Origin of the sequence: Psychrobacter sp. 1U1, assembly GCF_051847535.1 — a bacterium.
GTDB classification, from domain to species: Bacteria; Pseudomonadota; Gammaproteobacteria; order Pseudomonadales; family Moraxellaceae; genus Psychrobacter; species Psychrobacter saeujeotis.
This window is the reverse complement of record NZ_JBPYDD010000007.1, coordinates 33,376-56,887: the sequence shown is the minus strand read 5'-3', so window position 1 is coordinate 56,887 and position 23,512 is coordinate 33,376. Positions and strand designations below refer to the sequence as shown.

20 protein-coding genes are annotated in these 23,512 nt (G+C 44.1%); 11 read left to right on the top strand and 9 right to left on the bottom strand.

All coding sequences use genetic code 11. From position 1 onward, the window contains the following. Positions 1 to 310: 310 nt before the first annotated feature. Both ACS8FB_RS11215 and ACS8FB_RS11210 read left to right on the top strand, forming a co-directional pair. On the top strand, positions 311 to 1,708 hold the full coding sequence (locus ACS8FB_RS11215; protein WP_439263008.1) for a permease family protein: 1,398 nt from the start codon (positions 311 to 313) through the stop codon (positions 1,706 to 1,708). A gap of 88 nt (positions 1,709 to 1,796) precedes the next feature. Beyond that, positions 1,797 to 2,450, top strand: coding sequence for a LysE family translocator (locus tag ACS8FB_RS11210; protein ID WP_439263006.1), 654 nt, complete (start codon positions 1,797 to 1,799; stop codon positions 2,448 to 2,450). A 120-nt stretch (positions 2,451 to 2,570) separates the two neighbouring features. Here the strand turns inward: ACS8FB_RS11210 and acnA are convergent, their stop codons facing one another. After that, complete coding sequence (gene acnA / locus ACS8FB_RS11205; protein ID WP_439263004.1) at positions 2,571 to 5,378, bottom strand: aconitate hydratase AcnA; 2,808 nt, start codon at positions 5,376 to 5,378, stop codon at positions 2,571 to 2,573. A 304-nt stretch (positions 5,379 to 5,682) separates the two neighbouring features. Next, positions 5,683 to 6,720, bottom strand: a complete 1,038-nt coding sequence (locus ACS8FB_RS11200; RefSeq protein WP_439263002.1) for a DUF3025 domain-containing protein — start codon at positions 6,718 to 6,720, stop codon at positions 5,683 to 5,685. 114 nt (positions 6,721 to 6,834) lie between these two features. Between ACS8FB_RS11200 and ACS8FB_RS11195 the strand changes: the two genes are divergently transcribed. After that, positions 6,835 to 7,551, top strand: a complete 717-nt coding sequence (locus tag ACS8FB_RS11195; RefSeq protein WP_439263000.1) for a metal-dependent hydrolase — start codon at positions 6,835 to 6,837, stop codon at positions 7,549 to 7,551. 59 nt (positions 7,552 to 7,610) lie between these two features. Then, a complete protein-coding gene (locus ACS8FB_RS11190; protein WP_439262998.1) occupies positions 7,611 to 8,171 on the top strand; it encodes a YchJ family protein in 561 nt (186 codons plus the stop codon). Between the two features lie 15 nt (positions 8,172 to 8,186). Here ACS8FB_RS11190 and ACS8FB_RS11185 read toward each other — a convergent pair whose 3' ends face one another. The 3 genes from ACS8FB_RS11185 to ACS8FB_RS11175 are packed head-to-tail and all read right to left on the bottom strand — an operon-like array spanning position 8,187 to position 10,654. After that, positions 8,187 to 9,095, bottom strand: a complete 909-nt coding sequence (locus ACS8FB_RS11185) for a class II glutamine amidotransferase (protein WP_439262996.1) — start codon at positions 9,093 to 9,095, stop codon at positions 8,187 to 8,189. Next, positions 9,096 to 9,440 carry a putative signal transducing protein gene (locus ACS8FB_RS11180; RefSeq protein ID WP_439262994.1) on the bottom strand — a complete coding sequence of 115 codons (345 nt, stop codon included), beginning with the start codon at positions 9,438 to 9,440 and terminating at the stop codon, positions 9,096 to 9,098. A 41-nt stretch (positions 9,441 to 9,481) separates the two neighbouring features. Further along, positions 9,482 to 10,654: a homoserine kinase gene (locus tag ACS8FB_RS11175; RefSeq protein WP_439262992.1), complete on the bottom strand. Its 1,173-nt coding sequence runs from the start codon at positions 10,652 to 10,654 to the stop codon at positions 9,482 to 9,484. A gap of 186 nt (positions 10,655 to 10,840) precedes the next feature. Between ACS8FB_RS11175 and hisF the strand changes: the two genes are divergently transcribed. The 7 genes from hisF to glmS all read left to right on the top strand — a co-directional run bounded on the left by hisF (position 10,841) and on the right by glmS (position 18,545). Further along, positions 10,841 to 11,623, top strand: coding sequence for an imidazole glycerol phosphate synthase subunit HisF (hisF, locus tag ACS8FB_RS11170; protein WP_439262990.1), 783 nt, complete (start codon positions 10,841 to 10,843; stop codon positions 11,621 to 11,623). 114 nt (positions 11,624 to 11,737) lie between these two features. Beyond that, complete coding sequence (gene ribH / locus ACS8FB_RS11165; protein WP_299221247.1) at positions 11,738 to 12,259, top strand: 6,7-dimethyl-8-ribityllumazine synthase; 522 nt, start codon at positions 11,738 to 11,740, stop codon at positions 12,257 to 12,259. 206 nt (positions 12,260 to 12,465) lie between these two features. Next, positions 12,466 to 13,329, top strand: a complete 864-nt coding sequence (nusB, locus tag ACS8FB_RS11160) for a transcription antitermination factor NusB (RefSeq protein ID WP_439262988.1) — start codon at positions 12,466 to 12,468, stop codon at positions 13,327 to 13,329. Positions 13,330 to 13,331: 2 nt separating this feature from the next. After that, positions 13,332 to 14,357 (top strand): thiamine-phosphate kinase, encoded by a 1,026-nt coding sequence (gene thiL / locus ACS8FB_RS11155; RefSeq protein ID WP_439262986.1) that lies wholly within the window; start codon positions 13,332 to 13,334, stop codon positions 14,355 to 14,357. Between the two features lie 3 nt (positions 14,358 to 14,360). Next, entirely contained in the window at positions 14,361 to 14,942 is a 582-nt protein-coding gene (locus tag ACS8FB_RS11150; protein ID WP_439262984.1) for a phosphatidylglycerophosphatase A family protein, read from the top strand. A gap of 155 nt (positions 14,943 to 15,097) precedes the next feature. Beyond that, on the top strand, positions 15,098 to 16,480 hold the full coding sequence (gene glmU, locus ACS8FB_RS11145; protein WP_439262982.1) for a bifunctional UDP-N-acetylglucosamine diphosphorylase/glucosamine-1-phosphate N-acetyltransferase GlmU: 1,383 nt from the start codon (positions 15,098 to 15,100) through the stop codon (positions 16,478 to 16,480). A 220-nt stretch (positions 16,481 to 16,700) separates the two neighbouring features. Continuing rightward, a complete protein-coding gene (gene glmS, locus ACS8FB_RS11140; RefSeq protein ID WP_439262980.1) occupies positions 16,701 to 18,545 on the top strand; it encodes a glutamine--fructose-6-phosphate transaminase (isomerizing) in 1,845 nt (614 codons plus the stop codon). A 208-nt stretch (positions 18,546 to 18,753) separates the two neighbouring features. Here glmS and ACS8FB_RS11135 read toward each other — a convergent pair whose 3' ends face one another. The 4 genes from ACS8FB_RS11135 to ACS8FB_RS11120 form a co-directional block, all read right to left on the bottom strand. Beyond that, a complete protein-coding gene (locus ACS8FB_RS11135; protein WP_439262978.1) occupies positions 18,754 to 19,479 on the bottom strand; it encodes an HAD family hydrolase in 726 nt (241 codons plus the stop codon). Further along, complete coding sequence (locus tag ACS8FB_RS11130; RefSeq protein ID WP_439262977.1) at positions 19,479 to 20,621, bottom strand: TIGR03364 family FAD-dependent oxidoreductase; 1,143 nt, start codon at positions 20,619 to 20,621, stop codon at positions 19,479 to 19,481. The genes ACS8FB_RS11135 and ACS8FB_RS11130 overlap by 1 nt, the downstream gene beginning before the upstream one ends. Positions 20,622 to 20,658: 37 nt before the next feature. Further along, positions 20,659 to 21,651, bottom strand: coding sequence for an ABC transporter substrate-binding protein (locus ACS8FB_RS11125; RefSeq protein ID WP_439262975.1), 993 nt, complete (start codon positions 21,649 to 21,651; stop codon positions 20,659 to 20,661). Between the two features lie 82 nt (positions 21,652 to 21,733). After that, a complete protein-coding gene (locus tag ACS8FB_RS11120; protein WP_439262974.1) occupies positions 21,734 to 23,416 on the bottom strand; it encodes an ABC transporter permease subunit in 1,683 nt (560 codons plus the stop codon). Positions 23,417 to 23,512: the final 96 nt, after the last annotated feature.

The following is a 23,512-nucleotide window of genomic DNA, read 5'->3' as shown; positions in this document are numbered from 1 at the left end:
TACACTTTAACTAATCCAATTTACACTGGTTTTTTCCTTACAAGCATCGTTGCTTTAATTATTTCAACCACGTATTATGTTTTTCGAAAAATACCCAAAAGTCATTTAACAATTGATTTTATTGAATAATTTTAATAAATCCATAATCAATCTTCGAATAAGAATTCTTATCTTTAAAAGGTCTAGCCAAACAGTACTTATAATTGGCCAATATTCTTCAAAGAGATTCTTCCTTATTTCAATAAAAAATTCTAACCAATTTAAATTAAAGCTAGCTCCATAAAAAACTCACTTAAAAGGATTTAAGACGATGGCTATCGTTCGCAAGCACGGTGAAGAACAGCCTTATTGGCCTGCTGGCCCCTTCAAAATACGCCTGCCCTTTATACACTACCGCTGGGAGATCCCTGAAATGCTTCAGGGATTATTCATGTTTATGGTTAGCCTTGCCATGATCCCACTGCTGGAACAGTATCTAGGCATGCCGTACGATGCAGCACTAGCATTTTGTGTGATTGCTGGCCTCATGTATCTACTGCCTTCCTTACTTGGCGTGCCGCTTGTGCCCGGCTGGATTACCCCAGCTATTCCCATTGTCATTTTATATTTGCAAGCTTTTGAGCCAGGACCGCAAGCGGTACAAGCAATGTTTGTGCTGCAATTAGAAGTATTTTTGATATTTATCTTCTTTGGTATCACTGGACTGAGTAATCGTATAGTAGGTTTTATCCCTAATTCCTTAAAAGCTGGGGTCATTATTGGCGCGGGTATCGCCGCCTTGATGGGAGAGATACAAGTAGGTGGCCGCGTAGAAGCCACACCGATCTCGTTGATCATTGGCGCTATTATCTCCGGTTACGTGCTATTCTCAGTCTCTTTTAAATATATGGTTCAATACAGCCGTTTCGCAAAAGTGGTTGCCAACCTAGGTATGATCTCAGGTATGTTCGTGGCGATGATTATTGGCTGGGTTATCGGTGAGTATCCGCTACCTGATATTGAATGGGGTATTACTCAGCCTAACTTTGGCGCGATGACTGACTTTCTGATTTTTAATGTCGGCCTGCCTGATATCAGTGTTTTCTTACTTGCCTTCCCGACCGCGATGATCGCTTATGTCATTGCTTTTGGTGATATTTTGGTCGGTCAAGCGCTCAGTGAGCGTGTCGATGAAATCCGTCCTGATGAAAAAATTGAGACCAATATCACACGTATCCATATCGTCACGGGTATTCGTAACGGTGTGCTGGCCTTTTTTGCCCCATGGCCGGGGCTAGCAGGACCTATTTGGACTGCAGCTCATGCTACCCTTGCTGAGCGTTATGCGCTTGGACGTAAAGCCATGGACTCGATCTATAGCGGCGGTGGCACCTTTTGGTGGACGGGCCTTGCCGCTATATTTATATTACCGCTGGTCACGCTCTTTAGACCGGTACTCCCCATTGCGCTGTCACTAACGCTACTATTAACTGCCTATATTTGTATCATGGTAGGTATAGAGCAGCTAAAAACCTCAGCTGAGCGCGGGGTTGCTGGTATTGTAGCAGTAACTTTGGCCATGCCAGCGGCGCAGTCAACTGTTTATGCTATTGCCATTGGTATCGTGCTCTATATCTTGATCGAAAGACCAAATGCTAGACAGCGCAAAGAGATGCAAGCAAATTCTCTGTCAGACAGTAAAATTGACTCTGTTGATAAAGACTATTGATAAAATGCTTTGATTAAGCGGATATCAGAAGAGCATTTTTGTTCTTCTGATACCCGCTTTTTTATGATGTTTAAAAGGTATGTTGACTATGTTTGGTATTGAAAACTATCTGGGCTTTATCTTGGCAGCTATTTTACTAAACCTGACACCTGGCACAGATAGCATGTATATCATTACGCGTAGTGTCTCACAAGGGAACAAAGCCGGTCTCTATTCTGTACTGGGCATTGTCACTGGAATACTAGTGCACACGGTATTGGCGGCATTAGGACTATCAATCATTTTAGCCAACTCTCCACTAGCATTTACTATCGTTAAATATATTGGTGCCAGCTACCTATGCTATTTAGGGTTTAAAATGCTAACCAGTAAATCGAAATCTATCCTATCAGACAGTTTGCCCAATAACGGAAAACTTGTACAAGCTGAGTCTTTGAATTATAGGCGAATCTATAAGCAAGGCGTATTGACCAATACTTTTAACCCTAAAGTGGCTTTGTTCTTTTTAGCTTTCTTTCCTCAGTTTGTCGATTCTAATTACGCTCATGGCATGTTGTCCTTTTTAATTTTAGGGCTTACTTTTGCCGTAACTGGCCTAATATGGTGCACGTGTTTGGCATTATTGGCGTCACAGTTTAGTAAAAGCCTGAGAGAAAACCCAACAACTGAATCTATTTTGAATAAAATAAGTGGTGTGGTGTTTATTGGCTTAGGTATTAAGCTGTTGACTGAGAAGGGTTGAGAAAACTGCTATAAATGTCCAAATAAGCTACTTTTTATAAAATCTACCTACTCATAAAAAAAGCCCAGTCCCCTACATTAAGGAGACTGGGCTTTATATTATTCTAACTCTAATCAATCACTACGCAGCTTCTTTACTCTCAGTAGCGAGCTGACGTAGCACATAGTGCAATACACCGCCATGACGCACGTATTCGCGCTCTTTTGGCGTCTGTAAACCAACGTTAACTTCAAAGACTTCCTCTGAGCCATCGGCACGAGTAGCAGTGACTTTGGCAGTTTTGCTCTCGCCATTGTCAAGCCCTGTGATACTAATGACTTCTGAACCATCGAGGTTATAAGTGCTTGCATTCTCACCATCTTTAAAGGTCAATGGCAACACGCCCATGCCCACTAAGTTTGAACGGTGAATACGCTCGAACGAAGTCGTCAGTACTGCTTTTACACCAAGCAAAATCGTACCTTTCGCTGCCCAGTCACGGCTAGATCCAGAACCATACTCTGCACCACCAAGGACAACTAGCGGACGCTTATCTTCTTTATACTTCATTGCCGCGTCATAGATGGCCATTTCTTGACCGTCTTGTAGCGTGGCTTTGTCGTCTTTAAAGTAATACGTATAACCACCCTCTTTGCCATCCATCATGCTGTTTTTGATACGGATGTTGGCGAATGTACCGCGAGTCATGACCGCGTCGTTACCACGGCGTGAGCCATAGCTGTTGAAGTCAGCTTCCATGACACCACGCTCTTGCAAGTACTTGCCAGCAGGCGATTCGGCATCGATGTTACCAGCCGGTGAGATATGGTCAGTGGTGATTGAATCACCGAATAGACCTAGAATACGCGCGCCTTCGATATCTAGGATACCCTCTGGCTCCATGGTCATACCATCAAAGAACGGTGGGTTCTTGATGTAAGTAGACTCTTCGCTCCATGGATACAACTGGCTATCCGCCGAGCTAATAGCGTTCCATGCTGCACTACCGTCAAATACTTCGCCGTAGTTTTTGCGGAACATCTCAGCATCGATGTTATTGGCAATCAGCTCGTTGATCTCTTCTGAGGTCGGCCAGATATCTTTTAAGAAGACATCATTACCCTCTAAATCTTGGCCTAGTGGATGAGTCGTCAAGTCAATATCGACCGTACCTGCTAGCGCATAAGCGACAACCAATGGCGGTGAAGCCAAGTAGCTGGCTTTTACGTGTGAGTGGATACGACCTTCAAAGTTACGGTTACCTGATAGGACGGCTGCGGCAACCAAATCACTTTCTTCGATAGCCTCTTCAATCGCATCTAACAGCGGTCCTGAGTTACCGATACAAGTAGTACAACCATAACCGACCAGATAGAAACCTACTTTTTCAAGTTCATCCATTAGCTGAGACTTTTCGAGATAATCAGTCACAACTTTTGAGCCTGGTGCAAGAGAGGTTTTGACCCATGGCTTAGCTGTCAACCCTCTAGCCGCTGCTTTTTTGGCAACTAGGCCTGCACCAATCATAACGGCAGGGTTTGAAGTATTGGTACAAGAGGTAATAGCCGCGATCACGACAGAACCATCACGCAGTCTATATTCTTCGTCTTCGATTGTAATCTTACAAGAGGTACTGCCTTCAGCGCAGAAAGGCTTAGGTTTGGCTGCTAACTTTTTAGCTTGCTCTTGCTTACCGCCTTCTTCATCAAAACGCACCTTGGCATCGACTTCAGCTTTACGACCTTTAGTCATCTCTAATAAGGTCTCGCCAAACTTTTCGTGCATATCAGATAGATTGATACGCTGCTGCGGTAGGTTAGGACCCGCAAGAGCTGGTTGGACAGTACTGAGATCTAGATACAAATTGCTTGAATAGGTTGCCGCTTTCGTGTCGGCATCATGCCACATGCCTTGCGCTTTAGCGTACTTTTCAACCAATTCAATTTGTGCTTCGTCACGACCTGATAGACGTAAATAATCAATCGCCATTTGGTCAACTGGGAAAATACCGCACGTGGCGCCATATTCTGGCGACATATTGGCAATCGTTGCTCGATCAGCAAGAGGCATTTGATGTAAGCCTTCACCGTAAAACTCAACGAACTTACCAACTACGCCATGCTTACGCAACATCTCAACCACACGTAATACTAAGTCAGTTGCCGTAACGCCTTCAGACAGCTCACCTGTCATCTCAAACCCAACGACTTGTGGAATCAGCATTGAAGAGGGCTGACCTAGCATCGCCGCTTCCGCTTCAATACCACCGACACCCCAACCAAGCACACCAATACCATTAATCATTGTGGTATGACTATCGGTACCAAACACGGTATCAGGGTAAGCAGTCAACTCACCATCAACTTCCGCTGCCATGACGACGCGCGCAAGATATTCTAAGTTAACTTGGTGCACGATACCGGTCGCTGGAGGTACGACGACAAAGTTTTTAAAAGCACTTTTACCCCAATGCAAGAATTCATAACGCTCATTATTGCGCTTAAATTCGATTTTTTCGTTCAAATCAAGCGAGTCTTCACGGCCATACACATCGACTTGCACCGAGTGGTCAACGACGAGCTCACTGGGAATAAATGGATTAATTTGCTCAGCTTTACCGCCAAGCTCGACTACCGCATCACGCATCGCTGCTAGATCGACGACCGATGGTACACCGGTGAAGTCTTGCAGTACTACACGTGCTGGCATAAAGGCGATCTCTTTTGAGGCCTCTGCTGCTGCATCCCAGTTGGCGACTGCCTCAATATGGTTTTTACCGACAGACTGGCCGCCATCTTCGTTACGCAGCAGGTTCTCTAGTACTACTTTCATACAGTATGGTAGCGTATTAATATTATCGTAAGTCTCAGCAAGTTTGGGCAAGCTGTAGTAGGCATGCTCTTTGCCATCGACTGAAATAGTGTCTTTTACGTTAAAGATATCGCTCATGGTAGCTTCCTTATCGTTGTTATAAATCCTGAACATAAATTATCATGAACTTATGCTTGTGACTGGTGGCTAAATAGCTTATTGATTGTTTTGATGAAAAATAGTGCAATGTAAAGTAATAAAACAATTAGGTGTAAGTTTCAATTAAACCTAAACATAACTTCGTATTTAGAATTTAATATTCACCTGTTTTTACCATAACAAATATTCAAGACTTTGTTAACGCTTAGACGTAGTCAAATCGTGGCACAATCGTAACCGTCGCCAGGCTCTAACAGTATGATTGTAATTAACTTTATATATCTTAGCTTTTACCCTGTTTACGGCGACCGCTCCTAAACACATAAGCGTCCTTATAAAAGTCAGCATCTGCATTCTTCGCCCAAAAATGCGGTACGCCTAAAATAGGCAATGGCGATAAATGACGCGGTGTGACCTCATTGCATGATAGCAACTCGTTCATATAATCAGCGACTCTATCATCTAAATACTGCAGACGCTCAGATAATGATAAGGCAAAGAAATCTTGGCTGACGTTGATAACCACACTATGCGCGCATAAAGGCTTGCGCGGTGCTATCAATTGCTCAAGCAGGGCATGACCAAAGATATAAACCGCCGCTTGCGCCTTTGGACTAGGACTTATAGGGTCATCCCATTGCCTACGCGGCTGTACCAAACTGCCCTGCCAATCAAAGTCAATCAATGCCTCGCCAATACTAGGGTCAGCTGTGACTAGCACCGCACCATTTTCATCAAAGACAGTGATGGTATCGCGGACGCGGCCTCGACTGGCACTGACCCCTTGCTGCTCAATCTCAAGCATATGATAGTGGTTTAGCAGGGCTTTGGTCTTGGGAAAGGTCAGCCAAATACTACCGTTAAATAAGTCATGTAAGTTATCACGCGTCGGAATATTGCCAGTCATGGCGATAAAACTCTCGTAAGCCTCGCCTTCTGGTAGCGCATCCTGTGAGACAAAACTCAAAGTATGCGCTCGCTGATTTTTAATGGGTTTAGTGGTCGGTAATGGCCTTTGCGCAGTTTCGCTTTGCTTCTTTGAGGCAGTGTTAAGTATACCTGCGACAATATCTATAGACTTGTCATTGATTATCGAAACCTCTGCCTGCTGAGGTGAATGACTTAGCTCATTTATACTTTTACTAATGTCGTTCAATTGACTTAAATGACTAAGCCACGGGGCTTGCCAGTCAATCTGAGCAAAGCTGTCATCAAGCTTACTGGTAAATATAACGGACTCATGGGCAGACGAACCATTTACCAAAGGTTGGTCAAAAAGAGCATCAGCACGATGCAGATGTGGCAAATTACTAGCGGTCATATTGACGATCTCTATTAGGCGGCTGGCGGCTCTATGGTATCATGGTGCGCTTTTTTACGGCTAGACAAGCAGCTCGAAACGATGTTTTCGCGCGCTATTTATTAATGAGTTTTTATGGCAAATTTTAACACCCACTTAAATGTTGCATTTATGGTCAGTGGCACGCTGAGTTTGGCAGTCTATAAAGCTGGATTGGTTGGCGACTCAGGTTTTTTGATGTGTGTGGCGCTCGGCACCATCGGCGGGCTATTGCCTGATTTGGACTCTGATCACTCAACCCCGATCAAGCTTGGGTTTAATATCATCTCTTTTGTCTTTGCCTTTGGTTTGGTGATGCATTGGCGCAGTGAGCTAAGTTTACTTGCCCTGATGGCGTTATGGCTGGCAGGCTATGGTTTTATGCGTTATGTGGTATTTCATATTTTTACCAATATGACGGTGCACCGCGGTGTCATCCATTCTGTCCCTTATATGGCGATAATGGGACTTGGGATGACTTGTCTGAGCTATTATGGATTACAGATGCCGCTGACCGCCAGCTGGTTTTATGGGCTGTTTTTATTCGGCGGTGCAATGGTGCATTTGACACTGGATGAGCTGTATAGCGTCAATTTATCCAATATGAAAATGAAACGCTCATCGGGCACGGCCATGAAGTTTTATCAACACAAAGACAAATGGTGGTATCTGCTACTGTACGCTATTCTTTTGCTCTTGATATATATAGCGCCGCCTTTTGAGATTTTTTGGTCGCGGTTAAGTGACCCATCAGCATGGGCACAGCTAAGAGTTGGTATATTGCCAGAATTAGTAAAAAGTATGCTGCAATAAAGTTATCATAAGACCATTAAGCCTAAACGAATAAGCCCAAACGAAAATTAGAGTAAAACATGCAGACCTCCCTACATCCTTGCCCTTGCCAAACCAATCCAACAGCAGAGACGACAGACGCTCTATTATCCTATCAAGACTGCTGCCAGCCTTATCATGATGCTTTTTATAATGACAACGTTGATAAAATAGATAGTATAAGAGCGGAGTCAGCGCAGCGTCTGATGCGCACGCGTTATAGCGCTTTTGTGCTCATCAAGCCAGAATATATTGCCAAAACCACCCTGCCCGCGCAGCAAAGCTTGCTTGATATCAAGGCGATTGAGACATGGGCCACCGAGACCGATTGGGCAGGACTAGAAATCGTAGAACACACGCCAAAGCTTGGCAAACGTCATGCGCAGGTCGAGTTTAAAGCATTTTATATTAAGCCAGACGGAGAACAAGCAGCACACCATGAGCTATCTGCTTTTGTAAAGGTAGTAAATAAAACTGCTAAAGAAAAAGACGAACGTTGGTATTTTTTAGATCCAACGGTTGTCATGACGGTGACGCAAAAGCAGCCGTGTATTTGCGGCTCAGGCGAGAAGTTTAAACGCTGTTGTGCACTATATGTTTAACGAATACTGACTGCCTTACACACTCGCCCCAACCGCGCGTGCCACCGCAATGCCTTCGTCAATGGTCAAAAATTTACGCTGACTTGGGCTGTCTTTATAAATAATTTCACCCTCTTGAAATATCAGACATTCGTTGACGGCCAATTGTTGCCATTTTTCATTTTCAGTGAGTGGTACGGTAACTAGTATCGTTACTTTATCCGTATCTGTAGTCACATCACTAAAGTTAATCGCCAAATCGTCATCCGCCAATTTTGCTTCACCAAATGGCGCTTGGCGGGTCAAATAAAATAACAAGCTACCTGCATAAGCCAGTTGCCAGCGTCCGTTGGATATTAGGCAATTAAACAAACCATTGGCGGATAAATAACGGCATTGGGTGGTCAAAAAGTTAAACAGCGTCTTGTCGTCAGGACGGGTCTTAAAAGTGCTTTTTAAGCGATTGACCAGATAGCAAAATGCCATTTCAGAGTCCGTTGAGCCAACAGGCTGGCAGTGTGTGGCGTTACCATTGTCTTGCAGACGCTGGCAGCGCTTGATAAATTCGCTATTCATCTGTCCATTGTGGGCAAATACCCACTGCTCACCCCAGACTTCACGGACGAATGGATGCGTATTCGCTAAGCAATTCTGCCCTTGAGTGGCTTTACGAATATGAGCAATGACGTTCATGGCTTTAATCGGATAATTATTGACCAAATCAGCCACCGGTGACAGATGGCTTGGGCGATTGTCATGAAACAAGCGTAGTCCCGTTGAGTCATTTGCCCCCTCACCATTATTGGTGCAGTCACTACGCTCAAAAAAAGCAATACCAAAACCATCTTCATGGCTATCGGTCATACCGCCGCGGCGACGAAACCCTGCAAAGCTAAAACCGATATCGGTTGGGGTATTACAGTTCATTCCTAGGAGTTGGCACATTTATGATTTACCGCCTTTGTTACTTTGATTGTCTAAGCTGTGTTTGTGTTCTTGCATGACATTGTCCTGTGTCACTGTTGTAATACCAAGCTCTGCATCGCTCATATTATCCAGTAGCACTTCACCTGCCGTCTCGCTATCGATATTATCTAATATACTCTGTGCGTGCGCCAAATCTTCATCTTGCACCCAAAGCACGATACCAGAATTCATACCCGGAATGGCGCTAAGGGCTTGTAAAGACACAGTAATACCGTTATTACGTAGCAGGTTGGCATGCAGCTCACCTTGGATGTTGGTGTCATAGCGTGCTAGTTTGTGCCAGTTGTCAACTTGATCGGTCATAGGGTTACCTTTGGGGTTAAGACAGAAATCGTTAAAACACTCTATACCAATTGATCGAGCGCATACTCTTTGATGATAACATTACTATTATCGTTTAAAGTAGCACACGCTTGCTCAGCTTGGGTAATATCACTAAATATGCCCTCGACGTGATTATTGCTTTCACCATTTAATAATACAAATACTGTCTCTTGTGCTTTTTCGACATGCGACCAGTGATAAGCGGCCAGACGCTTCATCAAATCAGGGTTTTTGACCATGATATTGTCGCCAGTCCGTCCCTCAGTGCGGTTATAGTAAATGACGTTGAGACGCAGTAGCCAAAAAATCACGGCCGCTTTGGCAAGCATCACTGGCAATGCACGTTTTTCATCTTCGCCAAGCGCACGTTTAGACTCATACCCTTGCAAAAAGGCGTTCATTTTTTGACGATCAAAATTGACCGTTTCGCTTTGCTCAGCGTCACCCCACGTGGTACAAAAATCATTAATGGTAATAGCAATATCCATCACATAATGCTCAACGCTGACCTCAGTAAAATCAAGTAAGCCCGTTAATGTCTCATTATCTTTTTGCAAATTCCACAAAGTATTATCCGCAAACATATCGAGATGACACAAGCCTTTTGGTAAGCTGGTAAGTGGTAAGTTCGAGTAAGCCTGCCAAATATCGCGCATTAATTTGGCTTCATCACCTGGCATAAACTGCATCTCACGGTCGCGTACCTCTCCCCATGGATAAAGTGGCACGCCGTAATCCTGCGCAGGCTGTAGCGCTTGCAGGGTCTCATGCAACATCGCTAACGCTGCACCAATCTCGTGACACATCGCCGGCGTAGTCTGCTTGGGGTGCGCCCCTGCCAAGCATGGTACGATCGTAATAGCTTTATCTTCATAGCGGATGACATAGCGTTTATCATCTTGACTATCGCTAGGCTTTTCGTGACCTTCAAGCAAAGCTAGTGGCGCGGCTACCGGTAACTTGCCCGTTAGCTGATTGAGAATAACGGCCATTTTTTCGATATCTTCTGGTGGTCGCTCCTCAAATAAAGTGAAAACATAGGAGTGCTGACCGTCGTGGTCATCAGTGGTCTGAATAAACCAGTTAGAGTTTTTGATGCCTTGGGTAATAGGTATAGCGCGTTTAAATGACACGCCAAAACTTGAGCAAAAGGCGGCAAATTGATCATCGGTTAACTGGGTATAGACGGACATGACATCTCACTTTTGGCAATAGAATAAAGAAATAAGGTAAATTTAGACGCTAACGACAGCAATTGTACCGCGTATGACAAAACTATGATGAAAAGCGTAATAATCTTGCGAAAACCTGCCTGATATGGCGGTGATTTTGCTAGACTAGCGCTTAAAGAATGAATTGATTATAAGGTGAAAGACCCTATGTTAGCAAAGCGTATCATCCCTTGCTTGGACGTGGACAATGGACGCGTGGTCAAAGGCGTACAGTTTGTCGATATCAAAGACGCAGGTGACCCTGTCGAAGTGGCGCAGCGTTACAATGAACAAGGTGCCGATGAGATTACTTTTTTAGATATTACTGCCACCAGTGATGAACGCGATACCACCTATCATACCGTTGAGCGCATGGCTGAGACGGTGTTTGTGCCCTTAACCGTTGGCGGTGGCGTGCGCAAAATCGCCGATATTCGTAATTTGCTCAACGCGGGCGCGGATAAAGTCGCCATTAACTCAGCAGCCGTATTTACTCCGGAGTTCGTCGGTGAAGCTGCGCAAAAATTTGGCAACCAATGTATCGTCGTCGCTATCGATGCCAAGCGCGTCGCGGATATCGAAGTGAATGGCATCATCACACCGCGTTGGGAGATTTTTACTCATGGCGGCCGTAAGCCAACGGGTATTGATGCGGTCGCTTGGGCGAGCAAAATGGCCGATCTTGGCGCAGGCGAATTACTCGTCACCTCGATGGACGGTGACGGTACCAAAAAAGGCTATGATTTGGCGCTGATGCGTGAAATTACCAGCCGCGTTAATGTGCCTGTCATTGCCTCTGGCGGCGTTGGTAATTTAGAACATTTAGCGGAAGGGGTATTACAAGGCGGCGTCGATGCGGTGCTGGCTGCCAGCATTTTTCACTTTGGCGAGTACACGGTACAAGAAGCCAAAGCCTATATGGCAGCACAGGGTATACAGATGCGACTATAATACGTTTGTAAAATACAAATGCCTCTGTAAAAAATGTTATCATAGCGCTAACCACTTATTTTCGTTCATTATTCATATATTTTCATTTACCACCAATTCAGCGAAGGATTTTTTATGTCAAACTTACAGCAGCAGCGCAATGACGTTACCCACATCGATGGTAACTTACACCAAAATGAAAACGCCCGTATCGGTATCGTTGTCGGTCGTTTTAACGGTTTTGTCGTTGAGTCATTAGTCGATGGTGCTATCGATGCCCTACTACGTCATGGTGTATTAGGTAGCAATATTACTGTCATTCGTGTGCCGGGCGCGTTTGAGTTGCCATTGGTTGCCCAGCGTGCTGCTGAGTCTGATCGCTTTGATGCTATTGTTGCGCTAGGCGCAATTATCCGTGGTAGCACGCCGCATTTTGACTTTGTCGCTAGCGAATCAGCCAAAGGTCTTAGCAGCGTTGCGATTGATTATAATATCCCTGTGGCCAATGGCGTGATCACAACCGATAGTATCGAGCAAGCGATTGAGCGCTCTGGCACTAAAGCGGGTAATAAAGGCTCTGAAGCAGCAATGGTGGTGCTTGAGATGTTGGCGGTATTATCACAGCTAGATATCGACGACGACAGCGACGACGCTTAATTCATTTTCAAAATGATTGATTGCTAATTGTATCAATTAGCCTATACATATGATTTTCGGTTATTTTTATTGGAGCGATGGTCATAACTATGGCTCTGATAAAACTGTAGTAAACATTTAAAACTGACTGGTGATATCTGCCTGTCGACCACTATTTAACATCTTATTTTTACCCTTACTATTTTAAAACTAGGTATAAACCCCTTATGACTGACCAACTCAAACGTGCTATTAATGCGGCAAAAACCGAGCAATCCCATACTGAACAAGCTAAAGCAACCGGTATAGCGAGCAGTAGTGCGGGTGATCAAAATTTTGATATGAGTGAGTCTTCTTATAAGACCAGTCATACTGCTGTCCGTAAAGCACGACGTTTTGCTATGCAAGGCCTGTACGAATGGCTGGTGACTGACCGCCGTTTCGATATAGATGGCAAGCTTGGCTGGAAGGACAATGCGCCGCACGATATCGCTGCCCGTACGCGCGCTACTAATGCCATGCATACCGTCCATATTGGCTACTATCATGAAATGATGCGTGATATTCCAGAGCAAATCGAGGCATTGGACGTACTTATCAGTCAGCATCTTGATCGTGACATCAACAAATTAGACACCGTTGAGCACGCTATTTTATTGATTGGAGCTTACGAGCTACAAAACCGCTTAGAGATTCCTTATAAAGTCGTGCTCGATGAAGCCATGAAGCTCAATAATCACTTTGGTGCGACTGACGCCCATAAATTAATTAACGCTGTTCTTGATAAAATGGCAGTTGAGCTACGCGAAGTGGAAGTACAAGCAGATACCAAAGCCAATCTACGCACCTCACAAAAAACGGCTGCTAAACCTGTAGTAAAAACTGATGCGAATATAGATAACACTGCCGATACACGTAGCATTGAAGAAAAACCAACTGCTTCAAATAAGCCACGTATCAGTGCTAATAATACCAACGTCAAACGCAATAGCGCTAGTAAAGCCAGTGCAAACATTAGTGACTTTAAGGCGAGTAAAAAAGATAATGCCAAAAAAGATGATATTACCTCTGATGAAAAAAGCCAAGACTGACCATGAATGAATTTGAGCTAATCGAGCGCATATTTACACAAATGCAAGCAGCACATTCTTTAGCTGATGATGTCGAAAAAGGCATCGGCGATGATGCGTCGGTGATGGCATTACCTGTAGGCGCGCGCTTGGTTAGCTGTATTGACACCTTGGTTCAAGGTCGACACTTTAGTGCCGATTGGGAGAAAATTAACGAGTTGGCGTTTGCCATCGGTTACAAGGCTGTCGCCGTTAACGTCTCAGATATCGCTGCTATGGGGGCAACGCCGCATAGTATTTTGCTGGCGCTAGCACTGCCTGAGCGTTTGGCAACTGAGACTTGGCTCATAAACTTTGCTAAAGGCTTATTTCATGCCTGCCAACTGTTTGACGTGACCCTTATTGGCGGTGATACCACGCGCAGTGAGAACTTAGTACTCAGCGTTAGCGCACAAGGGTTATTAGCCGCAAGCACGCCAGCAGTCTACCGCTCGGGCGCCCAAGTCGGTGACAAAGTCTATGTCTCAGGCACCCTTGGTGATGCCGCCTACGCTTTACAGCACTCCAACAGCCGCCAAGGTTTAGAGCTGGCTCATCGTTTGCATACGCCTACGCCGCGTATTGCCTTAGGTTCAGCGTTGGCACAGATTGGCGCAACGGCGATGATAGATATCTCAGATGGTCTATATCAAGACCTTGGACATATCTGCAAGCAGAGCGCTGTTGGTATGCGCATTGATTTGGAGCAGCTGCCGACTAGCCAACCCCTAGCAAGCGTTGATTTATCTGAACGCTTATTATGTCAGCTGGCAGGTGGCGATGATTATGAATTGGCGTTTACCTTACCTGCTCATATTGAGCCGCCTACTATTAACAGCAGCAACACGCCAGTCACCTGTATTGGTGAAGTGATAGCCGTAAACGAGGCAGATATTGCAGATAGTTTACGGCCAAAGCTTTTGTATCAGGGCCAACCAGTAACGCCTACGAACTCTACCCCCTTTGCCACTTGGCCTACTCTTACTGGTTACCAACATTTTGCAGGTTAATCCATGACGGATCATGACTTATCTAAGCCCGATATTCGTAAAGCAAACGATTGCCCACCGCTACCTGCTAATGCCAGCCTACTTGACCGTATTGTTTATTGGCTTGGTATTGGTTTAGGAAGCGGTCTACCTCGCCGTGCTCCGGGTACTTGGGGAACGGTTGGTGGTTTGATCATTGCGATACCGCTTATGAGCTTAGGTTTTGTACCGTTTCTGATTATCACAATACTATCTTGCATTATTGGTATCTGGATATGCGGTCGTACCTCTGATTTGATGCAAGGACATGATGATCCGCATATCGTTTGGGATGAGTGGGCTGGTATGTGGATTACTTTATTGCCGTTTTCTTATACGGGTATTACTGTTACGAATTTTTGGCACGATATTTCACAAAGTTTGTCTATTATTGCTCTTGTAATCGCATTTGTACTTTTCCGCTTCTTTGATATCATTAAACCACCACCCATTGGTTGGGCAGATAAAAAAGTCTCAGGCGGTCTTGGTATTATGCTCGACGACATTATTGCCGGTATTATGGCCGCAGCTGTTTGGATTGTTGTTATGATAGGCATGCTAGTATAAATAACTGCTATTTTAGCGAATTATGTTACAAACTACCTCATTACTATAAACCCAACGATAACAAAGTATCATAATATTCACTTAAATGAATATGTTTTTCTCGACATTTGCGTTATAATCTTATCATATTCTGTTACACCTATTATAGAGTACTTATGACAAATTCCCTTTCTGTAATTATCCTTGCTGCCGGAAAAGGCACGCGTATGCAGTCTGCTAAGCCAAAAGTTTTGCAGACATTAGCAGGCAAACCTCTATTAGGACACGTCTTAGACACTTGTGATGAGTTGACTGTTACTAAAACTATTGTGGTTTATGGTTTTGGCGGCGATCAAGTACAGACAGCGATGGATAGTCAATATGCGCATTTACCAATTACATGGGTCGCGCAGACTGAACAGTTGGGTACAGGTCATGCCGTTAAAGTTGCCTTAGAGCAATTGCCAAAAGATGGCCAAAGTCTTATTTTATATGGTGATGTACCCTTAGTAAGCTGTCAGACTTTAGCGACACTACAAACAGCCAACACTGATGGCATGTCGATGCTGACGTTAACAGTGGACAATCCATTTGGATTGGGTCGTATCAAGCGTGATGCATCAGGAAATGTTGAAGCCATCGTTGAGCAAAAAGACGCTAGCGCCGATGAACAGCGTATTAAAGAGATCAACAGTGGCATTTATTGCGTTGATAACGCTCTGCTTCATAAATACTTGCCTGAATTATCAAATGACAATGCGCAACAAGAATATTATTTGACCGATATCGTAAAAATGGCGGTTGCTGATGGTGTAACGATTGCAGCGATCGAGCCTGAACATACGTTTGAGATTGAAGGGGTTAACAACCGTCAACAATTGGCCAGCTTGGAGCGTACTTGGCAAAATAAGCTAGTCGCTGACTTGCAAGAAGCTGGTGTACAGTTTGCTGACCCGACTCGTGTTGATATACGTGGTACGCTAAGCGTGGGGCAAGACGTATTCGTCGATGTCGGTGTGGTCTTTGAAGGTGACTGTACTTTAGGCGACAATGTTTATATCGAAGCTGGTTGTGTTATCAAAAACACTCAGATTGGCAATGCTTGTCATATCAAACCGTACTGCGTGCTTGATCGCGCTGAGGTCGGTGCTGGTGTTGATGTTGGTCCTTTTGCAAACTTGCGCCCTGAAACCGTATTATCTGACAACAGTAAAGTTGGCAACTTTGTTGAGATTAAAAAGTCGACTATCGGTCATGGTAGTAAAGTCAATCACCTCAGTTACGTTGGCGATGCGACCGTAGGTACTGATGTCAATATCGGTGCTGGAGTCATTACCTGTAACTATGATGGTGTGAATAAGTCGCAAACTATTATTAACAATAATGCTTTTGTTGGCTCCAATGTGAGTCTGGTTGCTCCAGTAACGGTTGGCGATACTGCGGTAGTTGCGGCAGGATCTGTAATTACAGAAGATGTTGATAGTAATGCCTTGGCTTTGGGTCGCGCTCGTCAGGTACAAAAAGCAGATTTTCAACGTCCAACTAAAAAGTCGAAATAGTTAGCTGATAGTAGTAAGTTTATAGTTAAGCGTTTAGTAGCGAAATCATAACCAACTTGAGCAGCGCGGCAATTTTGCGGTGCTGCTTAATAATATGACTTATATATTAAATAACTTTTGAATACTTACAGCTTATTTATTCACTACTGATTTGTATACATTGTTTTTGATTCACTTTTATTTGTCTAACATCATTAAAAATTTAACTTAAGGAATAGCTATGTGCGGAATTGTAGGCGCAGTTGCTGAGCGTAATATCGCTAATATTTTACTTGAAGGCCTAAAGCGTTTGGAATATCGAGGCTATGATTCTGCGGGCTTGACGGTCATTCGTAATGGTGAATTACATCGTGAACGTCAAGTAGGCAAAGTACTGGCATTGGTTAATGCAGTCGCGAATGATCCAGCCAATTTTGATGGTCATATTGGTATTGCGCACACACGCTGGGCAACTCATGGCGAGCCTGCACAACGTAATGCGCATCCCCACGTCTCAGGTAAAATCGCGGTCGTTCATAACGGTATCGTTGAAAACTACGCTGAGCTAAAAGAAGACTTGATGGCCAAAGGTTATGAGTTTACATCACAGACAGATACCGAAGTAGTCGCGCATCTGATCAATGATGTTTATCAAAAAACATCTGATCTACTAGAAGCTGTTCGCACAGTTACGCCGTTATTACATGGTGCATTTGCCCTTGGCATCGTCCATGTAGACAGTCCAGAAGAGCTCATTGCTGTACGTTTGGGCTCACCTTTGGTCATCGGTGTGGGTATCGGTGAGAACTTTATTGCGTCAGATCAATTGGCGCTATTGCCAGTTACCAACCGATTTATGTACCTAGAAGAAGGCGATATTGCTAATATTACACGTGAACATATTCGTGTTTATGCGGACGGCGTAGAAGTCAGTCGCAAAGTACATGAGATAGATGCCAAGCAGCATAATGCCGATAAGGGCGAGTTTAAGCATTATATGCTCAAAGAAATCTATGAGCAGCCAGATGCGGTCGCTCGTACGGTTGAGATGGCAGTAGATAATGGTGAAACGACCAAACTACGCGATGACTTTTTAGACCGTCACGAAACCAAGCTCGCTGGTGTTAAACACATTCAAGTACTCGCTTGTGGTACCAGCTATCATGCGGGTATGGTCGCAAAGTATTGGTTTGAAAATTTAACACGTCTGCCCTGCTCGGTCGAAATCGCAAGCGAGTTCCGCTATCGTAATCCTGTTGTTGTCGATAATTCGCTCGTCGTTTGTATCTCACAATCTGGTGAAACAGCTGATACTTTATCGGCGCTACGTGAGATTCAAAAGCATAAACCAGAAGGTCTAGTGAGTTTGGCACTGTGTAACGTACCAACGTCATCATTAGTACGCGAGACGGATATCTTCTTGCCAACACTTGCAGGGCCTGAAATTGGTGTCGCGTCTACCAAAGCCTTTACCACCCAGCTTGTCGCGCTAGTGCTATTATTGTTAAAGATTGGAGTCGTACAAGAGCGTATCGATAATGAGCGTTTGACGTCATTACTAGAAAACTTGCATAAGCTACCGGGTCAGCTTCATGCCAGCTTAAAGCTTGATACTCCTATTAAAGCGATGAGTGAAAGCTTTGAAGAGAAGAAGAGCTGCCTGTTCTTAGGTCGCGGTTTGCAGTTCCCAATTGCCTTAGAAGGCGCGCTTAAGCTGAAAGAAATCTCCTATATCCACGCTGAAGGCTATGCGGCAGGTGAGCTAAAACACGGTCCGTTGGCATTGGTAGATAAAGACATGCCAATTGTGGTACTTGCACCAAAAGACAATATGTTCGATAAGCTTAAAGCCAACATGCAAGAGGTACATGCGCGCCACGGTGAGCTGTTTGTATTCGCCAGTGAAGCTAGCCAAATGGTAGCGGAAGATAGATTGCATGTGGTCTATGTACCTGATGTCTGCGAGATACTCGCACCGATCGTTTATAGTGTTCCTGTGCAGCTGTTGTCGTACCATGTCGCTGTTATGCGCGGTACAGACGTCGATCAGCCACGTAACTTGGCCAAGAGTGTCACAGTCGAATAGTATAAGTTATTGATTTTTAATTAAAACTTATTAATAAATAAGGTTTTATTTTAAATACTACAGTAACATACCGAATCCTCCGCTATCTTATGCAAAACAAATGGCGGAGGTTTTTTTGGAATAATGAAAATAAAACAAGCTCCATCGCAATGGAGCTGTCGATATATTATCAACCATTTATCACACCTGCTGATAACCACTTAAGCGTCTACATCAATTCAGCCAAATCAGTCAACGTCTCTAGTATGATATCTGGCGCATACGTCTCAAGCTGTGCTTTGGTTTGCGCGCCGCTTAGCACGCCTACACAGAGACCACAATTGGCGTTTTTGCCTTCTTCAATATCTATACCACTATCGCCTGCCTTTAACACGTGTTTTGAGTCTTTTACCCCAAACTTGTCCATCGCTAACGTAATCATATCTGGTGCAGGACGACCATTAGTGACATCGTCGGCTGTAATCAGCGCATCAATCTCGCGGCCCACCGACCAACCCAAGATAGTCAATATGTTATTGGCGGTCGTTGCATCGTAGCCGGTGTTTAAGACTACCTTTCTACCCGTTGCTTTTAGCTGATCAAACAGCTCCAGCATCCCCTCGAAGGGCGCCAAAGTCTCTGCTGTATAAGCCTTTGTCAATCGGGTTTTGAATATCGTAAATGCGGTATCGGTAAGTGATTCAACCTCATCATCTGTGATATTCAATTCATTTAGTATGTCGTTGATCGCTTGGCGTTTTTCCTTGCCAGCGCCAAACGCTAAGCAAGGATCTAAACCCACCTTTTTATCGTCAGAACTAAGCGCTTGATTGATCGCATCGCGTACGGTTTTGTAGACTAAATTTTCTTCATTTACGGTGGTACCTGCCATATCAAACACACATAGCTTGATCTGCTCGAATGGATCTTTAATACTATTAATATCTGCCTTCATTATTTTGACTCCAATACCAAATGAATTAACTCTTCACCAAATGCAAAGCCTGTTGACGCGCCAGTGCCGCTTGTAATAGTGCCGACAACCACACCTTTTTCTGGAGACGCTTTAAACACTACATCATCACCGCTGGGATAGACACCTAACCAGTGCTGAGTAATGTCACTCTCACCAATATTCATCATTTGATCAAACTCATTTGTAATCAAATCATCAATGCGCACATCTCTAAAAGGCAGCTCTCTGTCGCTATAGTCATGACTGTCGCCGATGATAAGAGAGCCATCAGCAGACTGCACCACGATCAGATGTACGCCTGCTTTGCGCTCGGCTGACTGGATATCGTCTAATAAATTGATTAGCCCTCTTGCTTCGGGTAATTGGGCAAATCCATCATAACGAGCAAAGCTGAGATCCGACATCACCGCAGCATTTAACTTAAACGCTTTTTTTGGCATCACACGCATCATATTCAGGGTGCATAGTTTGGCCTTAGCCTTCGCCAAAGTCACTGGATATAAGCTGTGTAAATCTGTTCCAGGACAGACCACACAATGCTCTGCATGTAGCGTACCGCGACTGGTATGAACCATCGGCAGCTCAATCGAATGAACGGTCGTTTTATTATAAAAGTCCACACCGTACACTTGATTGAGCCAATTTGCCAATTTGCCAATGGCAGTTTTTGATTCAACTCTGAGCTCATGAGGGCTATACAACACACCCAGACCTTTTTTGAGATAAGGTACGTTTTCTACGATTTCAGATTGAGTCAGTAAGCGACAAGACTCCCCCATTTCTGTTTGTAAAAATGCTTCAGCGACCTCCATCGCCTCTGGACGTTGCATGAGCATATGTAAGCCACTATGCTCGACGTCGATACCTGCTTTTGGCGCAATATCTGCCCAGACATCACGCGTATGCATGGCTCGTTGCCAATGCTCGCCCCGTTGCTGACCACTGACGGTAACAAAACCGAAATTACGCACTGACGCATCTTTATTTTGTGACTCACGCTCTACCAATGCGACACTTAGTCCCTTCTTGACGGCAGCATAAGCACTGGCAAGGCCGACGATGCCACCACCGACGATCACCACATCGTATTTTTTTGGGGATAATTTGGTTAATAACTGCATAGCGATGTTCCTTGGTTTTAACCTCAAAAATTAGAACTTATATCTTTTGACCGTGAAAAAAAGCTCTATGCTTATCTAATAACTCAGCGGTCAGCGGTTCAGCATAGGTTTTTACATTTTTGACTTGGTTCTCAGGTGCCACTGTTTCACCGTCATAGACGACATTTGGATATATCTCTAATAGTTGTGGTCGCGCATTTTTGGTGATAATTTCGGCTATTTCCATTGCATTTTGATTGGTTTTGTTTCCTTTATCGATAACAGCGACTGATTCACTCAGCGTATAGTTGCCTTCGCTAGGATCAATATAATCAATAGGCAGACCTTCATCTTTATTCACGACAGCTTGATGACGCATACCAAAGCCAATAGGCACTTCACCTGCCATGACTTTTTTCAATGGGCCTGATCCTGATAGCTCTAAATTGGGACCAGCATTTTTACGAATACTGTTCATGATTTTTTGTCCTTCGTCATTTTCGCCATAGGCAGATGTGATGTTTTGAACAAATAACCAACCAGTCGATGAGCCATTAGGATCAACCATCGCAATTTTATTTTTGTAGACTGGATTTGCCAAATCTCTGGCACTGGTTGGTCTAGGCAGATTTTGTACAGCCATCTCTTTCGTATTTAAAATCATTGCCCCAGTAAAACTGAGAATGGGGGCATAGTAATTAGGTACTGTCACTTGAGGATTGACCTTAAACGCTAGCTCTTTAAACATCGAATGCTTTGCCTGCGCGCTCTCTAAATAAAACGAGCTCATGGTGACCAAGTCTGCCTCTGTGTTTTTACCTTCCGCCAATAAACGCCCGCCAAGCTCACCGGTGCCAAAGGATTGGAAGATATATTGACCTTCATAGCCCGCTTGATCTAATACTTCTTGGATGACTTCTACCGCTTCTTCGTCGGCGTTACTATAGATGATGACTTCCTCTATACTATTGTCCTTAGAAGCGGCTGAGCTACAGCCTACCAATGTGAATCCGAAAGCAAGACTCACCATTAACGTTTTGAATGAAAACATTATGTATCCTATATATTTTATTGAAGGTTTAATTATTAGAGATTAGTTATTAAAATTGGCTTACATAAAACTTATCGATAGATTAAACAGCCTTTGCGGTAACAGCTTTTTCGGTGATTATTTTCGGTGTGCCGTAGAGTCGCCTGCTATATAGATGACGAATGCTGGCAAACAGGATCAAGGCGCAGATATTGGTCAGCAATATCATCAGCGATAAGATAAAAATCTCATCAAAGCGCGCAAAATGCTGTAACTCTACGATTTTAGTGGTAAGCACCATGGTTTTGGCACCAGAGATAAAGATAACCGCACTAATCGTCACCATGGCGCTGATAAAGTAGAAGGACGCCACCTCGATTAAGGTAAAGAATGAATTGGGAATCACCACGCGCCGCAGCGTCGCAAACCATGAATCACCCAGTAAGCTCGCCGTCGTCTCCCAGCCTAGATTCATCTTAGTCAGTGCATTTTTACTCATCAGATAAGGGGTGGCAAAGTAGTGAATGATGTTGCTTATCACGATAATAAAAATAGTATTGGCGACAGCAGAGCCTGAAAACACCATCAGATAAGCAATACCCACGACCATCCCTGGTACCGTGTTGGTCACCAACGCTGAGCTCTGGATACTGAATTTACCGATTCTGAATAAACCAGAGCGCTCGCACAACAATGCTGAAAAGTAAGTGATTAAGGTACCAAAGATAGCTGTCAATACTGCTACGATCAGTGAATTTCTATAGACCCGCATTAGGTTGGCGGACTCTAAGACCTTGCTGACTGTTTCTGTGCTGAACTGCATTTGATAAGGCCACGTCTTGATCCACGGAATGATAAATATCACCGCAAAGACCATCAGTAAGCAAAATAAGATAGCGCTCGATAATAGCGCTAAGGCTCGGTCTTTGATTTTCGAAGTAGGCAGGTCGATATTTGCTACCGTGTCGTAACGCACATTAAAACGCGCGACATACCAGAGTATGGCAATGCTTAGTACCGATGGAATGAGCATGAACAGTGCGACCACCGCCCCTTTCTCAAACGAAGGAGAGGCGCCTAATATTTGTGTATAAAGTTCAATAGCGATGACTTTATATTGCCCGCCAATGGACGCCGGAATGCCAAAGTCGGTAAAGGCTAAAAAGAAACACTGAATCATGGCCGCGGCAAAGGTGCCTATCAATGGGCGAATCACCGTCATGTCAAACTGGCGCAGAGACGAATCGCCCATTAATTCTGAGACGATAACGAATTTTTTGTCTAAATACTGAAAGGTATTATTGAGTAATAAAAAGGCGATGGGTAAGGTATAAATGGTATAGCCAAGCCACATTCCTTGAAAGCCATATATATGTTCAAACAACTGAAAGCCGAGTATTTGAGTCAATAATCCTTGCTTGCCAAAGGTATAAATAATGGCAAAACCATAAGTCACCGTGGGCAACAACATGGGCAATAAGGCGGCAACCTTGATGGCCTTTTTAAAGCCGTTTGGTAAATTAGTCCAGTGCACGGTATAAGCTAAAATAAAAGCAAGCACGGTGGCGCTCAGCGCACTTACCGTCGCCACAAAAAAACTATTAAACATCACTTGCTGAAAGCCATCACTACTTGCGATGGCGGTATAATTGTCCAAGCCGATACCATCGCCGACATTTAGTGACAGCGCCAGCATCTTACCTAAAGGTACAAATAAAAAAACGATGAATAAAATCGTCACAAACAGCCAAATGGCTTTTGCTTGGGGTGGATTACTCAGCTTCATAAACGTCCAAAACAATCAAATAGTCAGGTTTTTACTAAATGACATCTATAGTTAATATCTCAGTTGCCGATTCAGCCACTATAAACTTCTACAAAA